This window comes from Bradyrhizobium sp. 142, assembly GCF_023074015.1.
Classification (GTDB): domain Bacteria; phylum Pseudomonadota; class Alphaproteobacteria; order Rhizobiales; family Xanthobacteraceae; genus Bradyrhizobium.
In genome coordinates this window covers 1-16,267 of sequence record NZ_JADPKQ010000028.1, presented here as the reverse complement: position 1 = coordinate 16,267, position 16,267 = coordinate 1, and the positions used below count along the sequence as shown (strand labels likewise).

Here is a 16,267-nt window from a genome sequence, read left to right as displayed (position 1 = left end):
GGGCAGCAGTGGGCGGGATTTCTCGTAATGTTCCTGCTGGCGTCGACCTGCGTCATCGCGTCGGAATCACGAGGCGCCGGCGCCGTTGCCTTGGCCGCGGGTGGACTGCTTGTTACCTCGCTGTGGTCGACCCGCTGCATGAGACTTTACGCGGTGCTGCCATTCGTCATGTGCATCCTGGCCGCCCTTTTGATCCTGTATTTCTATGTAACAGGATACGATTCCATCCATCTCGGCGACTCGACCATCGATCTGACCGAGCGGACCTTCATCTGGCAGTACGCCATCAGCCATTTCAATGATGCGCCGCTGCTGGGCTTCGGCATCAACGGGTTCTGGACGCTCCCGTCAGTCTACGACTATTTCGAGCAGAGCCATGGCTGGGTGCTCGACAACTATCACAGCGGCTACATCGCGATAGCGATTGAAACGGGATTATTTGGATACCTGCTGTTCACCACGAGCGTCTTTCTGTTCTCGAACAAGGTTCTCTATTTGATTGCCACACGGGCGATCAATCGTTTCCACGGCGCTCTCATCATCGGATTTGTCGTCCTCAGCTTTCAGACCAATTTCACGGAGACGATGTTCCTTCGTTCGACGATGTTCACGTCGGTGCTTCTCCTGGCATTCTTCTTCGCAGTGTGCAGGCCGGTGCCACAGGAAGACCTGCAGCAATCATGAACGGAAACAGGATGACCGCCACTCGTGCTCGTTGGCCGATATCGTTTGGTCTCGCTGTGGCAATATTCGTCGTCACGCTCTTCTCCCAATCCTACGCGGCTGGGCAGGGTCCCGCGCTCGGCCCGGGAAAATTGGGGCGCGGCATCAACATCCTTGGCTACGACGGTGTCTGGGAAGGGGGCCGGAACGCACCATTTCGTCTGGACAACCTCACTGCAATCAGAGAGGCCGGGTTCTCGCATGTTCGGATCAATTTCTTCGGCTTCAAGTTCATGGGGTCAGAGAATGTGCTGGATGAGATCGTCTTGAGGCGGCTGGATGCCGTTATCGAAGAAGTTCTTGCACAGAACCTCACACCTATCCTTGACGAGCACGATACCCATATTTGCCAGCGCGACGTGTCCGGATGCGCTGTGAAGCTCAAGGCGTTCTGGAGGCAAATCGCCGAGCGCTATGCCGGAAGATATCCGGCGCTTGCCTTCGAGGTCCTCAATGAGCCAGGCGGACAAATGACGTCCGCCAACTGGAATGCGCTTCTCAATGAATGTCTCGGGATCATCCGCCGCACCAACCCCGAGCGGACGGTCATTGCTGCCGTTCTCAATGTAGATGAAATGCCTGTCGAGGAGTTGGTTCTGCCGCCCGACGACAGAAACCTCATCGTTACGTTCCACTATTACGCGCCGATACGGTTCACGCATCAGGGCGCGCCGTGGTCCCGAACGTTTTCGCGGATCGGGCCGCTCGATTGGGGCACTGCGGATGACGAACGGAAGGCTACCGCCGATTTCGAGAAGATGCGTATTTGGTCCGAAACAGAAAAACGCCCCATTTATCTCGGCGAGTTCGGAGTGTACGAGCGGGCTCCATCCGACAGCCGGATGAGATATCTGTCGTTCGTGGCGCGAAGCGCGGACCGGTTTGGCTGGGCATGGGCCTACTGGCAATTCGACCATGATTTTGCGGCCTTCGATAGCGCGCGTCAAACCTGGAAGCCGGGCATCTTGCATGCCTTGATCCCGCCGGTGCATTGAACGGAAATTTTCCAGGTCGCGTCCATCCCTCCGGCAGAATAATCGACGCGACCGCTTCGCACACGGGGTGAAGTTCACGTGGTCCTGACCGTGATCTCGTTGCCGCGCCGCGAAGGCGCCGGTCAAGGAGGTGTTCTCTGGCGAGCACCGCGGCGTGCTGCTGGTGCGTCCAACTCTCCCGGAGGCCCCAGCCACCTCAGCACTCCCGAAGTGAGGTGTGCATATCAGAATTTTAGTTGCGCACCTCAAAAAGTGAAGGCAGGATTGCAGCCAAAGAATAGAAGCTGGTCGGGAGGATCTGATGAGACTGCTCGGGAAGCTGGGACTCGCCGCTGCTGCATGCCTGCTTTGGATCAGCGTCGCTGCAGCCGACACGACTGTGAAATGGCTGCACATCGAGCCCAACCCGGCCCAGGTGAAGATCTGGGAGGAAGTCGCGCGCGCCTACGAGGCGTCGCATCCGGGCGTCAAGGTCGAGATGCAGTTCCTCGAGAACGAGGCCTACAAGGCCAAGCTGCCGACCATCCTGCAATCCAGGGACCGGCCGAACATCATCTACAGCTGGGCCGGCGGCGTCTTGAAGACCCAGATCGAGGCCGGAGTCCTCGACGACATCACCGATCAGGTGAAGGGTTACAGCGACAGTCTCACTCCTGCGGCGCTCGCCGCGTTCACGCGCAATGGCCGCGTCTATGGCCTGCCCACCGCGCTCTCGCAGGTCGGCTTCCTCTGCAACAAGGAGCTGATGGCCAAGGCCAAGGTCGATCCTGCAGGGATCAAGACCTGGGACGATCTACTCGCCGCGGTGAAAACGCTGAAGGCAGCGGGCGTGACGCCGATCGTGGTCGGCGGCGCCGACAAATGGCCGCTGCACTTCTACTGGACGCATCTTGCGGTACGTATTGGCGGCAAGGCGGCGTTCGACGCAGCGCTGCGCGGCGACAATGGCGGCTTCGCCGGCGAGACCTTCCAAAAATCCGGCGAGCTGTTCAAGCAGCTCGTTGATCTCCAGCCGTTCCAAAACGGCTTCCTCGGTTTCAAAAACCCTCAGGCCGTCGGCTATTTCGGTGACGGCAAGGCGGCGATGACGCTTGCGATTAGCACAGTCTATCATTTGCAGCGCGCGCTCGCCGCCGACAAGGTTGGATTGAGCGAAGACAATATCTGCTGGTTCGATTTTCCGGTCGTTGCTGGCGGCAAGGGCGCGCCGACCGATACGCTCGGCGGCATCACCGGCTGGCTGATCACAAAGGATTCGCCAAAGGAGGCGGTCGATTTCCTGAAATACTTCATCTCCAAGGACGTGCAGACGCGGCTTGCCGCAAGCAACTTCATCATCCCCGTCGTGCAGGGCGCCGATGCCGGCCTCAACAACGCCTTCATGAAGCTGATCGCGGCCAATCTGGCGAAATCAAATTACCACCAGAACTTCTACGACCAGAGCCTCGGTCCCTCCGTCGGTCGCGTCGTCAACGATGTCACCGCGGAGATCGCCGGCGGCAGTATGAGCCCGCAGGACGCCGCCAAAGCGATCCAAGCGGCGTGGAAGCAGGGTAACTGACAGTGTCACGGCGGATTGCGGGCTCGCCGGCGATGGGCGTTGCATCGCTCTCGCCGCTCGCAGTTCGCGGGCCGCGCTGGGACGGCCGCTTCACGGTCCTGATCCTGTTCCTGCCACCCGCATTGGTGCTGTTCACGCTGTTCGTGGTGCTGCCGGTCGGTGAGGCCGCCTGGTACTCGGCCTTCAACTGGAACGGGTTCGGCAGGCCGACGAACTGGATTGGCTTCGACAATTACCTCTTCGTGCTGGAGACGCGCGCCTTCTGGCTCGCGCTGCGCAACAACGGACTGATCATCGCTGTCTCGCTTGCGATCCAGCTGCCGCTTGCGCTCACCCTGGCTTTGATGCTGGCGGAGCGTTTCCGCGGCGCGGTGGCGCTGCGCATGCTGTTTTTCATGCCCTATATACTGGCCGAGATCGCGACCGGGCTGATCTTCAGCTTCGTCTATGACGGGGACTACGGCTTGGTTGCCTCGGTCTGGCGCGCCTTCGGCGCCGAGCCACCGCACCTGCTCGCCTCGACCAACACGTCGATGCTGGCCGTGCTGATCGTGGTCGTCTGGAAGTACTTTGGCTTCCACATGATGCTGTTCATTGCGGCACTCCAAAGTTTCGACAAGACCCTGATCGAGGCCGCGCGCATCGATGGCGCGACGCGATCGCAAACCCTGCGCCACGTCGTCATCCCCTTGCTCTATCCGACGATCCGGCTCTCCGCGTTCTTCGCCATCGTCGGCTCGCTGCAGCTATTCGACCTCGTCATGCCGCTGACGCGCGGCGGACCTGCGGACTCCTCGAACACGATGGTGAGCTTCCTCTACAATAACGGCATCTCCCGCATGCGGGTCGGCTACGGCAGCGCCATCGGTGTCATCCTGTTCGTGATCTGCGTGACCTTTGCCATTACCTACAAGCGATGGTTCATGCGCGATGAGTAATGTGGAGACCACTCCTGCGCCGTTCGATTCCGCGGTGCTGTTCAAGGCGGCGTTCCTCGCCGTCGTTGCTATCTTCGTGCTGGTGCCGCTGCTCGCGACCTTGCTCGGCGGCTTCAAATCGCTCGGCGAACTGCGCGTCAATCCATTCGGCCTGCCCCGACACTGGGAGTGGCAGAATTATGCCGACATCCTGTTCTCCGCGCGCTACTGGCAACTCTTGCGCAACTCGCTGGTCATTTCGACGATCACGGTGACGCTGACCCTGGTCGTCGCCTCGATGGCGGCGTTCACCTTCGCCCATATCAAGTTCTACGGCAGCTCGATGCTGCTGAGCTATCTGACGCTCGGCCTGCTGTTTCCGGCGGCGACGGCGGTGCTGCCGCTCTTCATCAAGGTGCGCGACCTCGGGCTGCTCGATTCCTATTTTGGCGTTGCACTGCCGCAGGTGGCCTTCAGCCTCGCCATGAGCGTGCTGCTGCTGCGGCGCTTCTTCAAGGACATTCCGTACGAACTGCTCGAGGCCGCGCTGGTCGACGGCTGCAGCTACATCAAATTCTTCCGCTACGTGACGCTGCCGTTGTCCCGCCCGATCCTGGCGACCGTGGGGACTATCACCTTCGTCAACAGCTGGAATGCCTATCTGCTGCCGCTGGTGATGCTCAATACCGACGCGCTCTACCCCTGGCCGCTCGGCATCATGGTTTATCAAGGCGAGTATTCGTCCGAGTGGCATCTGATCCTGGCTTTCATCACGCTCACCATCCTGCCGACGATTATCCTCTTCCTTCTGGCGCAGAAGCACATCGTCGCCGGTCTCACCGCAGGCGCGGTCAAGGGATGAGCGGTACCTCACGGAGATCGCAATGCGAAAAGTAGGCGTCGGAATCATCGGCTGCGGCAATATCAGCACCGCCTATCTGAAGGCGGCCCAGCGCTTCCCGGTCATGGAGATCAAGGCGCTCGCCGACATGCGCAGCGATGTCGCAGAGAGGCAGGGCGCCACCTTCGGGCTGCCGGCGATGCGGGTTGATCAATTGCTCAAACGCGATGACGTCGAGATCGTCATCAACCTCACGGTGCCGCTCGCCCACACCGACGTCAGCCTCGCGGTTCTGAACGCCGGCAAGCATGTTCATTCCGAGAAGCCGCTCGGCATCAACGTCGCGGAGGCCCGCAAGGTGATGGATCTCGCCGCGCAGAAGAGCCTGCGCGTCGGTTGCGCGCCCGACACGTTCCTTGGCGGCGGGCACCAGACCGCGCGCAAGCTGATTGACGACGGCGCGATCGGCACGCCTGTTGCGGGCAGCGCTTTCTTCGGCTGTCCCGGTCATGAGCGCTGGCATCCGGCGCCGGGATTCTATTACTTGCGCGGCGGAGGGCCAATGCTTGACATGGGCCCGTACTACATCACGGATCTCGTGCAACTGCTCGGCTCGGTCGCGAGCGTGATGGGCTCGACCGCGCGTCCGAAGTCGGAGCGCCTGGTCACCAGCCAGCCGATGAACGGCACGCTGATCCCGGTCGAGGTTGTGACCCATGTCGCGGGAATGCTCGAGTTCGAGAGCGGGGCCGTCGTCTCGATCGCGATGAGCTTTGATGTACCGAAGCACCGGCACGCGCCAATCGAGATCTATGGCGACAAGGGCAGCATGCTAGTGCCGGACCCGAACCGGTTCGGCGGCGAGGTGCAGATGGCAAAGACTGGCGGCGAATGGGAGACGGTGCCGCTGACGCACGGCCACGTTGAGGGCGAGTTCCGCTCGATCGGCGTCGCCGATATGGCAGGCGCGATCCTGAACAATCGGCCGCATCGTGCCAGCGGCGCGCTCGCGTTCCATGTGCTGGAGGTGATGGAGGCGTTCCAGACCTCCGCCGACGAAGGGCGGCGGGTCAAGATCGAGAGCCGCGTCGAGCGGCCGGCGATGCTGCCGGCCGGATGCGAAACCGGACAGATCGATTGAGGACAGACACATGCGTAAAGCAATGATTGTATGGGGCGGTTGGCCGGGCCACGATCCGGATCTCTGCGCCTCGATGATCCGCGGCTGGTTGAAGGCGGAAGGCTTCGAGGTGCGGATCGAGACCACGACGGCGGCGTTCGCCGATCCCGCTATCCACGATCTGTCGCTGATCATCCCGATCTACACCATGTCGAAGATCGAGAAGGCGGAGGCGCTAAATCTCTGCGCCGCGGTGCAAAGCGGCGTCGGGCTCGCCGGCCATCATGGTGGCATGGGCGATGCGTTCCGCGATTCCGTCGACTATCAGTTCCTGTGCGGCGGGCAGTGGGTCGCGCATCCCGGCAACATCATCGACTACAAGGTCGATGTGACGAAGCCGGATGATCCAATCATGAAAGGCCTGCAGAGTTTCGAGCATCGTTCCGAGCAATACTACATGCATGTCGACCCCGCCAACGAGGTGTTGGCGACGACGACCTTCACCGGCGAGCACGCATCTTGGATCGAGGGCGTGGTGATGCCGGTGGTCTGGAAGAAGCGATACGGCGCGGGCAGGGTGTTTTATTCCTCGCTCGGCCATCGCGCCTACGAGCTCGACGTACCGGAGATCCGTACGTTGATGACCCGCGGCATGCTGTGGGCGGCGCGCGAATGACAGCGACGCAGCCGGCGGTCCGCGCCACACTCGAGGACGTCGCGCGCGCGGCGGGCGTTTCGCTTGCGACCGTCGATCGCGTCGTCAACCGGCGCGAGGGCGTCCGGGCCAAGACCGTCGCGCGTGTCGAGGCTGCGGTGGCAAAACTCGGCTATCGCGCCGACATTGCTGCCGCGCGGCTTGCGCGCGGGCAGACCTTCCGCTTCGCCTTCGTGCTGCCTGCCGGCAGCAACAGCTTCATGACCAACCTGACCGAGCAGGTCCAGCGCACCGCGGACTGGCTTGCCGGCCAGCGCGGCTTCATAGATATCCTCCGTGTCGACGTGTTCGATCCGGACGTGCTCGCCGGCGCGCTGGAAAACCTGTCGCCGGCCTATCAGGGCGTCGCCGTCATCGCACTCGACCATCCCAGGGTGCGCGCCGCGATCGACGAGCTCGCCGCGCGCGGGGTCGCCGTGGTGACCCTGGTGTCAGACGCGCCGAGCTCGCGCCGCCTGCATTATGTCGGTATCGACAATCCAGCCGCGGGGCGAACTGCGGCAACGCTGATGGGACGTTTCCTTGCTGGCCGCGACGGGACAGTCGCCGTCATCGCGGGGTTGCTGGCGCTGCGCGATCACACCGAGCGGCAGTTCGGCTTCAACCAGATCCTGTCCAGCGAGTACCCGAACCTGCTCGCGCTGCCGGTGATGGAGGGCCGTGACGACAGCAAGCGCACGCGGGAGTTAACTGCCGCGCTGCTGGCGCGCCACACCGATCTCCGCGGCATTTACTGCTGCGGCGCTGGAAACCGCGGCATCGCCGATGCGCTGGAGGCTTCGGGTCGCGGCCGCGAGGTGGTCTGGATCGCCCATGAGCTGACCCAGTACACACGGCGCTTCCTGGTCCGCGGCACCCTCGATGCGATCATCAACCAGGATCCGGGCCACGAAGCACGGTCTGCGGCGCGCGTTCTGATCGCGCATTGTTCGGGCGAGCCAATCAGCCCCGACCAGGAGCGCATCCGGATCGACATTTTCCTGCGAGACAATCTGCCGTAACGTCGAGATCGTAGGCGATGCGCACCTTGCTCGGGTAGCAGATGGCTAGACCCAGCCGCCATCGACGACGTAGTTCTGGTTGGTGCAGGCGCCGCTGCCGTCGGCGACGAAGAAGAGGACGAGCTTGCGCTTGAGGCATTGGCGCGCTGCATGATTTCGGCCTCACCTTCGGGCGTCAGCCATAGATCCGATCCGCTCGTCCCGGTGCTCCGGCGTAACGTCATCGATCGCATGACGGTCGTCGCGGGCCGCGTTATTGACCAGGATGGTAATCGGCCCGAACGCCTCTCGGACACCAGCGAACACGACCGGTCCACTACCTGCGTGCGTCGGATTTGTTTGGACTTGTCGGACATCTACTCGGCAACTCAGGACATTAGCGGCCGGTGGGATCCTCGCCTTGGCCGGGCCGAATAGAATTTTTCTGAAGCCCTCCAGCGGATCTGCTTGATCCGCTGTTCCCAGCGCCCGAGGTGCCGACGCCGCTGCCGGCGCTCCCGGCCCCGGCTGCTCCCGTGGTACCTCCCGTTCCCCCAGCCGCACCGCCCGTTCCAGTTACTGCTCCACTCCCTGCTGCTGCTCCTGTTCCGACTCCACCAGCTCCGCCGCCCGTGCCTTGAGCGTGAGCGCCACTTACGGAGGCAGCGGCGAGCAAGGCACACGTCAACACCGATAAAATCGTGTTTCGCATTCACAACTCCAGTTGCTTGGCTGAGGGGCCAACCGGGGTAGCGAGTGAACATTCCTATTCTGCAGAGCAGGAGAGTTTGCAGCTAGCGCAGTTCTCCTACCCGGTGCCGAAGCAAGCTGGAGTTCGCAACTGTACCGCGCAGCCATACGAACCAGGCGGCGGCCAAGCTGTTGCCTTCCGGCAATGAGCCTGCGGTTATTTAATTAATTTCCAAAAATTCGAATCTGTGTCCGCGCGCCGTGGAATTCGGCAACGATGCCGAACATCCGGAAGAAGCTCCGCTCGGTCGGCGCTGCGTGGTCGGGTGAGCGCAGCTTGAAGCGCTCTGTTACCCGCGCCGGCGGCACAGCGGGCCGCCCGCCTTCAGGAGCGCGCGATTGGCCATGAGCGACAGTGGGTGAGCTCCGCATAGATGCCGGAATGTCGGCCCACAAATCACGATAGTGAACCAAGTTCGCGACTCATCGCAAAATGGCTTTCGGTCCGGCTGTTCTAGTCGCCGCACACAGGTTGGGCCTGCAACGAGCCCCAGACCGTCCCCTCGGTCGGCTCCGGCCGAATCTTCTCTGAGCGCTTAAAAAGAATAATTAGTTCAATAGCTTAGACGTATGCTCTTGCCTCAAGAGATCGTGATATTTGTGCAACAATTCTTGAAAAACGGCCGTTCCCCGCCCAAACCGAGGCAATCGATCATTGATTGATCAGGTCCGATCGTTTCTTATCCCGGTGCGACGGAGGGGGGCATCCCGAGGTCGTCCCGTCTAAGTCTTTCGCTTAAGTAGACTTGGACTACGAGGATGCGTTGATTTTCAACGAGTTTTCGCGGGTAGCTCAATCGGCTTTGTACGATGATTTGTACGAGGCCTCAACTTGGAGGTTAACATGAAGTTCAAGGGCCTTTTGCTCGGTTCTGCGGCAGCGCTGCTCGCCGTTGGCGGAGCACAAGCGGCTGATCTTCCCGTAAAGGCCAAAGCGGTCGAATACGTGAGAATCTGTTCGCTTTACGGTGCGGGGTTCTACTATATCCCGGGCACCGATACCTGCATCAAGCTGGGCGGTTATCTGCGCGCTGACGCGATTCTTGGCGGCGCAGGCGACTATAGCTTCCAGCAGAGCAGCACCAGCGCGAACAGCGGGTCGAACAACCGTCTGACCAACTACTATTTCGGCCGCGCTCGTTTCGACTTCAACGTCGATACCCGCACTGCGACCGAGTATGGTGTGGTTCGCACCTACGCCGATCTGATCTTCAGCTGGGATACAACCAACGTCACCGGCAGCAACCCGTCGGCGTTCTCAACCGGTTCGGCCTCGCTCGGCCTCTACCACGCGTTCATCCAGTTCGCTGGCTTCACGTTCGGCCGCACGGTCTCGATCTTCGACACCCCGTGGCAGAGCTATCCGGCTGGCGGTCCTGATACGCTTCCGGGCGGCAGCAACCACGTGACCGGCGTCAACCAGGTTGCCTATACGGCCGATTTCGGCCAGGGCATCACCGGTTCGCTCGCGGTGCAGGACGAGACGACGTCGGCAGGTGGCCAGTCGAACCTCTGGAACACGGCATTTGCCACGACGGCTGCTGCTGGGACTGCGTTCGTAACCGGCACCTACGGTAACAACGATTGGGGTGGCACGCGTTCTCCTGATATCGTCGGTCAGGTCCGTGTCGATCAGGCCTGGGGTCTGGCGCAGATCTCGGCTGTCGCACATGAGCTCCATGCCGCTTACTACGGTGCGACCGAACCCACAGGCCATCCTACCGACAAATGGGGCTGGGCGGTTCAAGGTGCGTTGTCCATCAAGAACATCCCGACTGGAGCTGGCGACAGCATCAACTTGCAGGCTGTCTACACGGACGGCGCGACTCGCTATAACTTCCAGAGCTTGTTCCCGCAGAGCTTCTTCATGTTCGGCGGTAGCAGCATCGCCTACCAGAGCACCGGTTTCGCCGGTCTTGCTGACGGTGTCTTCGGCGTTGGTACTGGCATCGATACCGTCAAGACCTGGGGCTTCCGGGGTGGTTATTCCCACAACTGGAATCCAAATTGGGTGTCCGGCATCTACGGTGCGTATGCTCAGTTGAAGTACGGCGATACGGGCAAGGCCCTGATTTGCGGCAACTTTGTCGCCGTTTTTGGCGCCGCCACTGCGACTTGTAACCCGGACTTCAACTTCGCGGTCATCGGTGTCAACACTGCGTGGACCCCGGTCAAGAACCTGACCTTCACGGCAGACTTGAGCTATTCGCATCTGGACCAGAAGTATTCGGGCACGATCGCGAGCCCGGGCATTGCTGCTGCGGCCAAGCCGGTAGCTGTCTATGAGCTGAAGGACCAGAACTCGCTCCAAATGCTCCTCCGCGCTCAGCGGACCTTCTAAAAACCAGTCCTGAGCCGACACCAAAAGACCCCCAGCGAAATCGCTGGGGGTCTACTTTTTTGCGGATCACCTTGAACCCCCTTGTCGCGCGAAGTTTGTGGCTCTGTTAGGATCCGCCAATCCTCGGAGTCACATGATGCGCGCGCTTCCTTTTCTCGTCATAGCCTGCATTACAATGTCTGCGCTCGCTCCAGCCGCGGCTCAACAGTTCAGTGGCAATTATCCGATTTGCCTCCAGAGGTGGGAGTGGGGCGGTAGCACCACAATCTGGTGCCAGTATAGTTCGTGGGAAGAGTGTAAAGCGACTGCTGCGGGCCTTCCCGCCATGTGCTTGGTGAACCCCTATGCGCCAGGGCCGTCTCGTCCAGACCGCGCTCCGCGTCCGCGCTAGGTCCACATTGCGGGCGACTGCAGTTGCCGCGGGGAATGCATCCTTCTCGAGACGTGATGGGACATCACCCTGCTTCCAGTACGATTTATACCCAGTCGGGCCCGGACCGTCGAACAAACGCCGGTCCCGACTCGCCATCAACTATCGAGTTCTTCCGATCAGTCTTGCTTCCACCGCGCCGAATCAGCCTCGATTCCAGAGTGGCTTCTCACATTCACCTCGGTCCTGAATGGGCCCCGAGTGGGGCTGACGTTTACTCCAAAGGAAGAGTTCTACATCTCGACCCACACTGGACGGGCTCCCGCGGCGAGCTGGGCCGACATTGGCCAGTCCTAGGATTGTGGTGTTACTGGGGGAGGGATCGAAAAGCCAATCGAGGTGGCCGGCATCGATATTGTCGCGCGCGAAATCTCGGCGCCCGCGCGGTAGTTTCGTGCCTTGAAGCGTGAGCGGCGCGGCCGTTGTCCTCCCCAGCAAAGGCGACTAGAGTTTTTGCGCCAGTTCACAAAAACAGACCCGTCATCGGGGTCCAGAAACCCAATCACATGTCGCAGCAAAGCCGCAACAAGGGAGCTTCGGCCCCCTCCTCACTCCATCCGTCGGCTATTCTGGACCAGGCAATTGCGGCGCACCGTTCGGGCAATCTGTCGGATGCGGAACGTGCCTACACGACCATCCTGAAGGGAAGCAGAACGCATCCCGTCGCGCTCCATATGCTGGGGCTGTTGCACGCCCAGCGCGGCAAGTTCGCGGACGCCGAGCCATTGCTCAAGAAGGCTACCCGCGCAGACCCCGGCAATCCTCACGTTCTTTTCAACTATGCCAACGTGCTGCGTGCATTGGACAAGACAGACGATGCGCTCGCTTGGCTTGCGAAAGTGATTGCCCTGTCGCCGAACTTCGCCGATGCGCATCTCAATCGCGGAGCGATCCTGCTTGCACGGAAGGAGCCTCACGGTGCGATCGCGGAGTTTGATCGCGCCATTGCGATCGCGCCATCGAGCGCAGCGTTCGCAAACCGAGGCAGTGCGTTCCAGCAACTCGGTCAGCTCGACGAAGCGCATGACAGCTACCAAAGTGCCGTCGACCTTGCACCGTCGAATCCGCACAACCATTTCCTCTTGTCTGAGGTCCTTACCCAGATGGGCCGACACGACGAAGCGATCGGAGCGCTCGAAAGAACGGTCGCGCTGGACAAGGCCTTCCCGTTTGCGTTGAGCAAGCTGGTTGGTTACAGGCGGCAGCGTGCCGACTGGCGCAGTTTCGAACGTGAACAGGCCGCCCTGGACGAGGCCGTCGAATCCGGCGTGGCGATCGACCCGCTCACCTTCTTTCATGCCTCGTCGTCTCCCGCACACCAATTGACCTGTGCGAAGACATTTGTCGCCAAGGTCGCTTCGGAACGAGGTGCCGCGATCCCCAGAACGCCGTTGCCGGTCTCCCGGCTGCGGGTCGCGTACATCTCTGCCGATTTTCGTAATCACGCCACCGCGAATTTGATGGCCGGAGTTTTCGAGGAGCACGACCGCGAGCGCTTCGACATCAGCGCCATCTCCTACGGACCGGATGACCGCAGCGAGATGCGCAACCGCCTGAAGGCAGCATTCGAACGCTTGGAAGACGTCAGCCATCTTCCCGACCAGGACGTGGTCAAGCTGATACGCCAGCTCGACATTGAGATTCTCGTCGATCTGGGAGGCTTCACCACCGGTGCGCGGCCGAAAATCCTTGCGCGCCGGCCGGCTCCCATCCAGGTCAACTATCTCGGCTTCCCCGGCACGATGGGCGCCTCATATATCGACTACATCATGGCCGACCGGATCGTCATTCCCGAAGCAGAGCAACAGCATTACGCCGAGAAGGTAATCTATCTTCCCGGCAGCTATCAGGCGACTGATGCCAGGCGACCGCTCCTGCCAAATGCGCCGGCCCGGAACAAGGTCGGACTGGCGGATGATGCGTTTGTCTACTGCGCGTTCAACCGAACGTCCAAGATCACGCCCCTGCTGTTCGATGTCTGGATGAGGCTGCTTACCAAGACGGCCGGCAGCGTCCTTTGGCTGCTTGATGGTGACCCGATCGCCAGGGAGAACCTGAGGCGTGAAGCGGTCGCGCGCGGCATCGCCGCCGAGAGGATCGTGTTCGCGCCACCCGTCGCTGCCGACGAACACTTGGCGCGCCACCAGCTCGCCGATCTGTTCCTGGACACGTTGCCCTACAACGCCCATACCACGGCCAGCGACGCTCTTTGGGCTGGCTTGCCGGTCGTGACCTGCCTCGGCACCGCCTTTGCAGGACGTGTTGCCGCCAGCCTCCTGAATGCTGTCGGCCTTCCCGAGCTGGTGACGCGATCGCTGGACGAATATGAAGCTTTGGCGCTTCGGATCGCGCACGATTCCGAGCTTCGAACCGCCCTCAAGAGCAAGCTGGCGACGAATCGGACGTCTTGGCCTCTCTTCGATACTGTCGGCATGACGCGACACATCGAAAAGGCTTTCAGTGAAATGTGGCGCCGGCATTGCGCTGGCGAAGCGCCGGCCTCGTTTGCCGTCTAAATCTGCTATCTCGATCTGGCAGCGCAGTCGCCAGTCGCTGCATGGCTTTTCTCATCTTCACCTGGCGCTGAATGGCCTCGGGCCGGGTTCCATAGTTAAGGTGGGTGTCACCACGGCGTGATGGAGTTCTTGTGAGCGAACCGCTGGCGTTGGCGAGGCCAACAGAATGGGTTCCAAAGCGAAGGCTCTTCGTGACCTCGATCACAGCGGTCGATCCGGATCCTGCTAGGAAGGCCAGTCATGCGCAACCTGCTCAGACTTTGTCCGCTTCTCTTTGCTGCCGCACTGCTGTGCGGCGCCGAACCCGCTTTTGCCGGAAAGCGCGTCGCGCTGGTGATTGCCAACTCGGCCTATCAGTACGCGCCCTCGCTTACGAACCCGGTCAACGACGGCTCGGTGATGGCCAGGACGTTGAAGGAGGCCGGCTTCGACGTCGTCGATTCCCGGCATGACCTGTCGGCCTTGGACACACGGCGGGTGCTGCGCGACTTCGCCGATGCCTCCCGTGATGCCGACATCGCGGTGGTCTATTATGCCGGGCATGGCATCGAGGTCGAAGGCCTGAACTATCTGATCCCGGTCGACGCCAGGCTCGAGCGCGATACCGACGTCTATGACGAGGCGCTCTCCTCGACCGCGTCCTGGTTGCAGTCAAGCCCGCAAAGCAACTTCGCCTGGTGATCCTCGACGCCTGCCGCGACAATCCGTTCGGCAAGACCATGAAGCGCACGGTTTGCGCTTCGCGCGCCATCGGCCGCGGCCTGGCCCAAGTCGAGCCAACCAGCCCCAACACGCTGATCGCCTATTCGGCCAAGGCCGGCTTCACGGCGCAGGACGGCGACGGCGCCAACAGCCCCTTCACCGTCGCGCTGTCGAAGCATCTGACGACGCCGGGCCTCGATGTCTGCCGCGCCTTCGGCTTCGTGCGCGATGACGTGCTCAAGTCGACGGCCAACAAGCAGGAGCCGTTCGTGTATGGATCGCTCGGCGGCGACGACGTGCCGCTGGTGCCGGTCAAGATGACGGCTGCGGCTGCGTCCGCGCCGAACCCGCAGGCCGACATCCGCCGCGACTACGAGCTCGCGCTCCAGGTCGGCAACAGGCCGGCGTGGGACGCCTTCCTTACCCAACATCCCGACGGCTTCTATGCGAGCCTCGCCAAGCTTCAGCTCGAGAAGATCGGGGCGGAACAGGCGCATGTGGCGGCGATCGACAAAGCCAAGCAGGCCGAGGCCGAGCGCGATCGTCGTGCTGCTCTCGGCGCGCAGAAGGATGCGCAGGCCAAGGCCGCGGCAGATGCGAAAGCCGCCGAGCAGGCGCAGCTCGCCGCGCAGAAGGCCAAGGAGCAGGCGCAGCAGCAGGCGGCCGCGGCCGAACAGCAGCGCGTCAACCTCGCTGCCGCGGCGCCGAATGCTGCGCCGGCCAGCACGGCGAGCTCCGCCGGTACCGCCGTTGCATCGTTGACGCCTGCGGTTGCGGCGGCCGATCTCAACCGCTCGGTTCAGACCGAACTCGGCCGCGTCGGCTGCTTCTCAGGCACCGCGGATTGCAACTGGACCACGTCGTCGCAGCGCTCGCTGTCGCAGTTCAATCGCTACGCCGGCACCAAGCTCGACGTGAAAATGGCGAGCACCGACGCGCTCGATACCGTCAAGGCCAAGCCGTCGCGCGTCTGCCCGCTGGTCTGCGAGCACGGCTTCAAGGCCGATGGCGACAAAATGCACCAAGATCGTCTGCGGCGACGGCTATGCGCTAAACGATGACAATGAATGCGAGAAGAAGCGCGCCGCCAAGTCCGCAGCGTCGAAGCCCGCGACTTCGCGTCGCGACGACGGGCGGCAGAATCGGCCACCAGCGGAAGCGGCTGCAAAATCGACGGCGAACAGCTCTGGCGCCCGTGCCTCCAGCGGCGTCGGACAGATTGATTGCGATGACCTTATCTGCCGCCCGGTGAAGCGCGGCTGTCATCTGGAATACCGCGGCGGGGGCGGCTATGGCGCAGATGCGAACGCCGCAGCCCTATTTTGGTTCAGCTGCCGGTGTTCATTCGGTCGCTTCCATGTGGTTTCGGTCTACGACCCGCAGCGTTCGCCGTACCATGCCGTCGACAATTGCCCCCGACTCGCTTGGACGCACATAAATCGCCGTCGACTTGAGCAGCCATGGCAATACCGCCTGGTCAAGTCGCTCCTCATAGGCGCGGCGCATTAAGTCGAATGCCCGTATTGCCTCATCTGAGGATGTTACTTTCGCTTGACGGATGTAGCTCCGACTGTCGGCCGGTCCGAGGTTGCGTCATTGCTCGCAGGATCGGAGGGACTGGGGCCGTCGCGGAGTGCCCATCACACGCAGCGACGGCCCCAGTCCCGGGATCACCA

General features: G+C 61.8%; 11 protein-coding genes and 3 pseudogenes. 12 read left to right on the top strand and 2 right to left on the bottom strand.

Annotated elements, in window-relative coordinates; genetic code table 11:
• From IVA82_RS02270 to IVA82_RS02235, 8 genes are all read left to right on the top strand, one after another.
• On the top strand, positions 1 to 684 hold a 684-nt coding region (locus IVA82_RS02270; RefSeq protein WP_247493150.1), incomplete at its 5' end, for an O-antigen ligase family protein.
• An 11-nt stretch (positions 685 to 695) separates the two neighbouring features.
• Positions 696 to 1,718: a cellulase family glycosylhydrolase gene (locus tag IVA82_RS02265; protein ID WP_247390185.1), complete on the top strand. Its 1,023-nt coding sequence runs from the start codon at positions 696 to 698 to the stop codon at positions 1,716 to 1,718.
• A gap of 301 nt (positions 1,719 to 2,019) precedes the next feature.
• Positions 2,020 to 3,279 (top strand): extracellular solute-binding protein, encoded by a 1,260-nt coding sequence (locus IVA82_RS02260; protein WP_247390184.1) that lies wholly within the window; start codon positions 2,020 to 2,022, stop codon positions 3,277 to 3,279.
• 2 nt (positions 3,280 to 3,281) lie between these two features.
• On the top strand, positions 3,282 to 4,217 hold the full coding sequence (locus tag IVA82_RS02255; protein ID WP_247390183.1) for a sugar ABC transporter permease: 936 nt from the start codon (positions 3,282 to 3,284) through the stop codon (positions 4,215 to 4,217).
• The gene (locus IVA82_RS02250; RefSeq protein ID WP_247390182.1) at positions 4,210 to 5,058 is read left to right on the top strand and encodes a carbohydrate ABC transporter permease; all 849 of its coding nucleotides are present in this window, start codon (positions 4,210 to 4,212) and stop codon (positions 5,056 to 5,058) included. Before IVA82_RS02255 ends, IVA82_RS02250 begins: the two co-directional genes overlap by 8 nt.
• 22 nt (positions 5,059 to 5,080) lie before the next feature.
• Complete coding sequence (locus IVA82_RS02245) at positions 5,081 to 6,178, top strand: Gfo/Idh/MocA family oxidoreductase (RefSeq protein WP_247390181.1); 1,098 nt, start codon at positions 5,081 to 5,083, stop codon at positions 6,176 to 6,178.
• A gap of 10 nt (positions 6,179 to 6,188) precedes the next feature.
• Positions 6,189 to 6,833 carry a ThuA domain-containing protein gene (locus IVA82_RS02240; protein WP_148738948.1) on the top strand — a complete coding sequence of 215 codons (645 nt, stop codon included), beginning with the start codon at positions 6,189 to 6,191 and terminating at the stop codon, positions 6,831 to 6,833.
• Positions 6,830 to 7,873, top strand: coding sequence for a LacI family DNA-binding transcriptional regulator (locus tag IVA82_RS02235; RefSeq protein ID WP_247390179.1), 1,044 nt, complete (start codon positions 6,830 to 6,832; stop codon positions 7,871 to 7,873). The genes IVA82_RS02240 and IVA82_RS02235 overlap by 4 nt, the downstream gene beginning before the upstream one ends.
• Positions 7,874 to 7,918: 45 nt before the next feature.
• Here the strand turns inward: IVA82_RS02235 and IVA82_RS02230 are convergent.
• Positions 7,919 to 8,173, bottom strand: a pseudogene (locus IVA82_RS02230) (hypothetical protein); the annotation flags it as partial.
• Positions 8,174 to 9,446: 1,273 nt separating this feature from the next.
• On the opposite strand from IVA82_RS02230, the gene IVA82_RS02225 reads away from it, so the two are divergent.
• From IVA82_RS02225 to IVA82_RS02210, 4 genes and pseudogenes are all read left to right on the top strand, one after another.
• Positions 9,447 to 10,943, top strand: a complete 1,497-nt coding sequence (locus tag IVA82_RS02225; protein ID WP_247390177.1) for a porin — start codon at positions 9,447 to 9,449, stop codon at positions 10,941 to 10,943.
• Positions 10,944 to 11,076: 133 nt separating this feature from the next.
• Positions 11,077 to 11,334 carry a DUF3551 domain-containing protein gene (locus IVA82_RS02220; protein WP_346658810.1) on the top strand — a complete coding sequence of 86 codons (258 nt, stop codon included), beginning with the start codon at positions 11,077 to 11,079 and terminating at the stop codon, positions 11,332 to 11,334.
• Positions 11,335 to 11,879: 545 nt separating this feature from the next.
• Complete coding sequence (locus IVA82_RS02215; RefSeq protein WP_247390175.1) at positions 11,880 to 13,889, top strand: tetratricopeptide repeat protein; 2,010 nt, start codon at positions 11,880 to 11,882, stop codon at positions 13,887 to 13,889.
• Positions 13,890 to 14,129: 240 nt separating this feature from the next.
• A pseudogene (locus IVA82_RS02210) lies at positions 14,130 to 15,902 on the top strand (caspase family protein); the annotation flags it as partial.
• A gap of 30 nt (positions 15,903 to 15,932) precedes the next feature.
• Here the strand turns inward: IVA82_RS02210 and IVA82_RS48870 are convergent.
• A pseudogene (locus IVA82_RS48870) lies at positions 15,933 to 16,115 on the bottom strand (ROK family protein); the annotation flags it as partial.
• Between the last annotated feature and the right edge of the window lie 152 nt (positions 16,116 to 16,267).

What these genes read in the sequence shown, in the direction of transcription:
- IVA82_RS02215 (WP_247390175.1), top strand. Translation starts at nt 11,880, where the DNA reads ATGTCGCAGCAAAGCCGCAACAAGGGAGCTTCGGCCCCCTCCTCACTC.
- IVA82_RS02225 (WP_247390177.1), top strand. Translation starts at nt 9,447, where the DNA reads ATGAAGTTCAAGGGCCTTTTGCTCGGTTCTGCGGCAGCGCTGCTCGCC.
- IVA82_RS02220 (WP_346658810.1), top strand. Translation starts at nt 11,077, where the DNA reads ATGATGCGCGCGCTTCCTTTTCTCGTCATAGCCTGCATTACAATGTCT.
- IVA82_RS02250 (WP_247390182.1), top strand. Translation starts at nt 4,210, where the DNA reads ATGAGTAATGTGGAGACCACTCCTGCGCCGTTCGATTCCGCGGTGCTG.
- IVA82_RS02245 (WP_247390181.1), top strand. Translation starts at nt 5,081, where the DNA reads ATGCGAAAAGTAGGCGTCGGAATCATCGGCTGCGGCAATATCAGCACC.
- IVA82_RS02260 (WP_247390184.1), top strand. Translation starts at nt 2,020, where the DNA reads ATGAGACTGCTCGGGAAGCTGGGACTCGCCGCTGCTGCATGCCTGCTT.
- IVA82_RS02240 (WP_148738948.1), top strand. Translation starts at nt 6,189, where the DNA reads ATGCGTAAAGCAATGATTGTATGGGGCGGTTGGCCGGGCCACGATCCG.
- IVA82_RS02235 (WP_247390179.1), top strand. Translation starts at nt 6,830, where the DNA reads ATGACAGCGACGCAGCCGGCGGTCCGCGCCACACTCGAGGACGTCGCG.
- IVA82_RS02265 (WP_247390185.1), top strand. Translation starts at nt 696, where the DNA reads ATGACCGCCACTCGTGCTCGTTGGCCGATATCGTTTGGTCTCGCTGTG.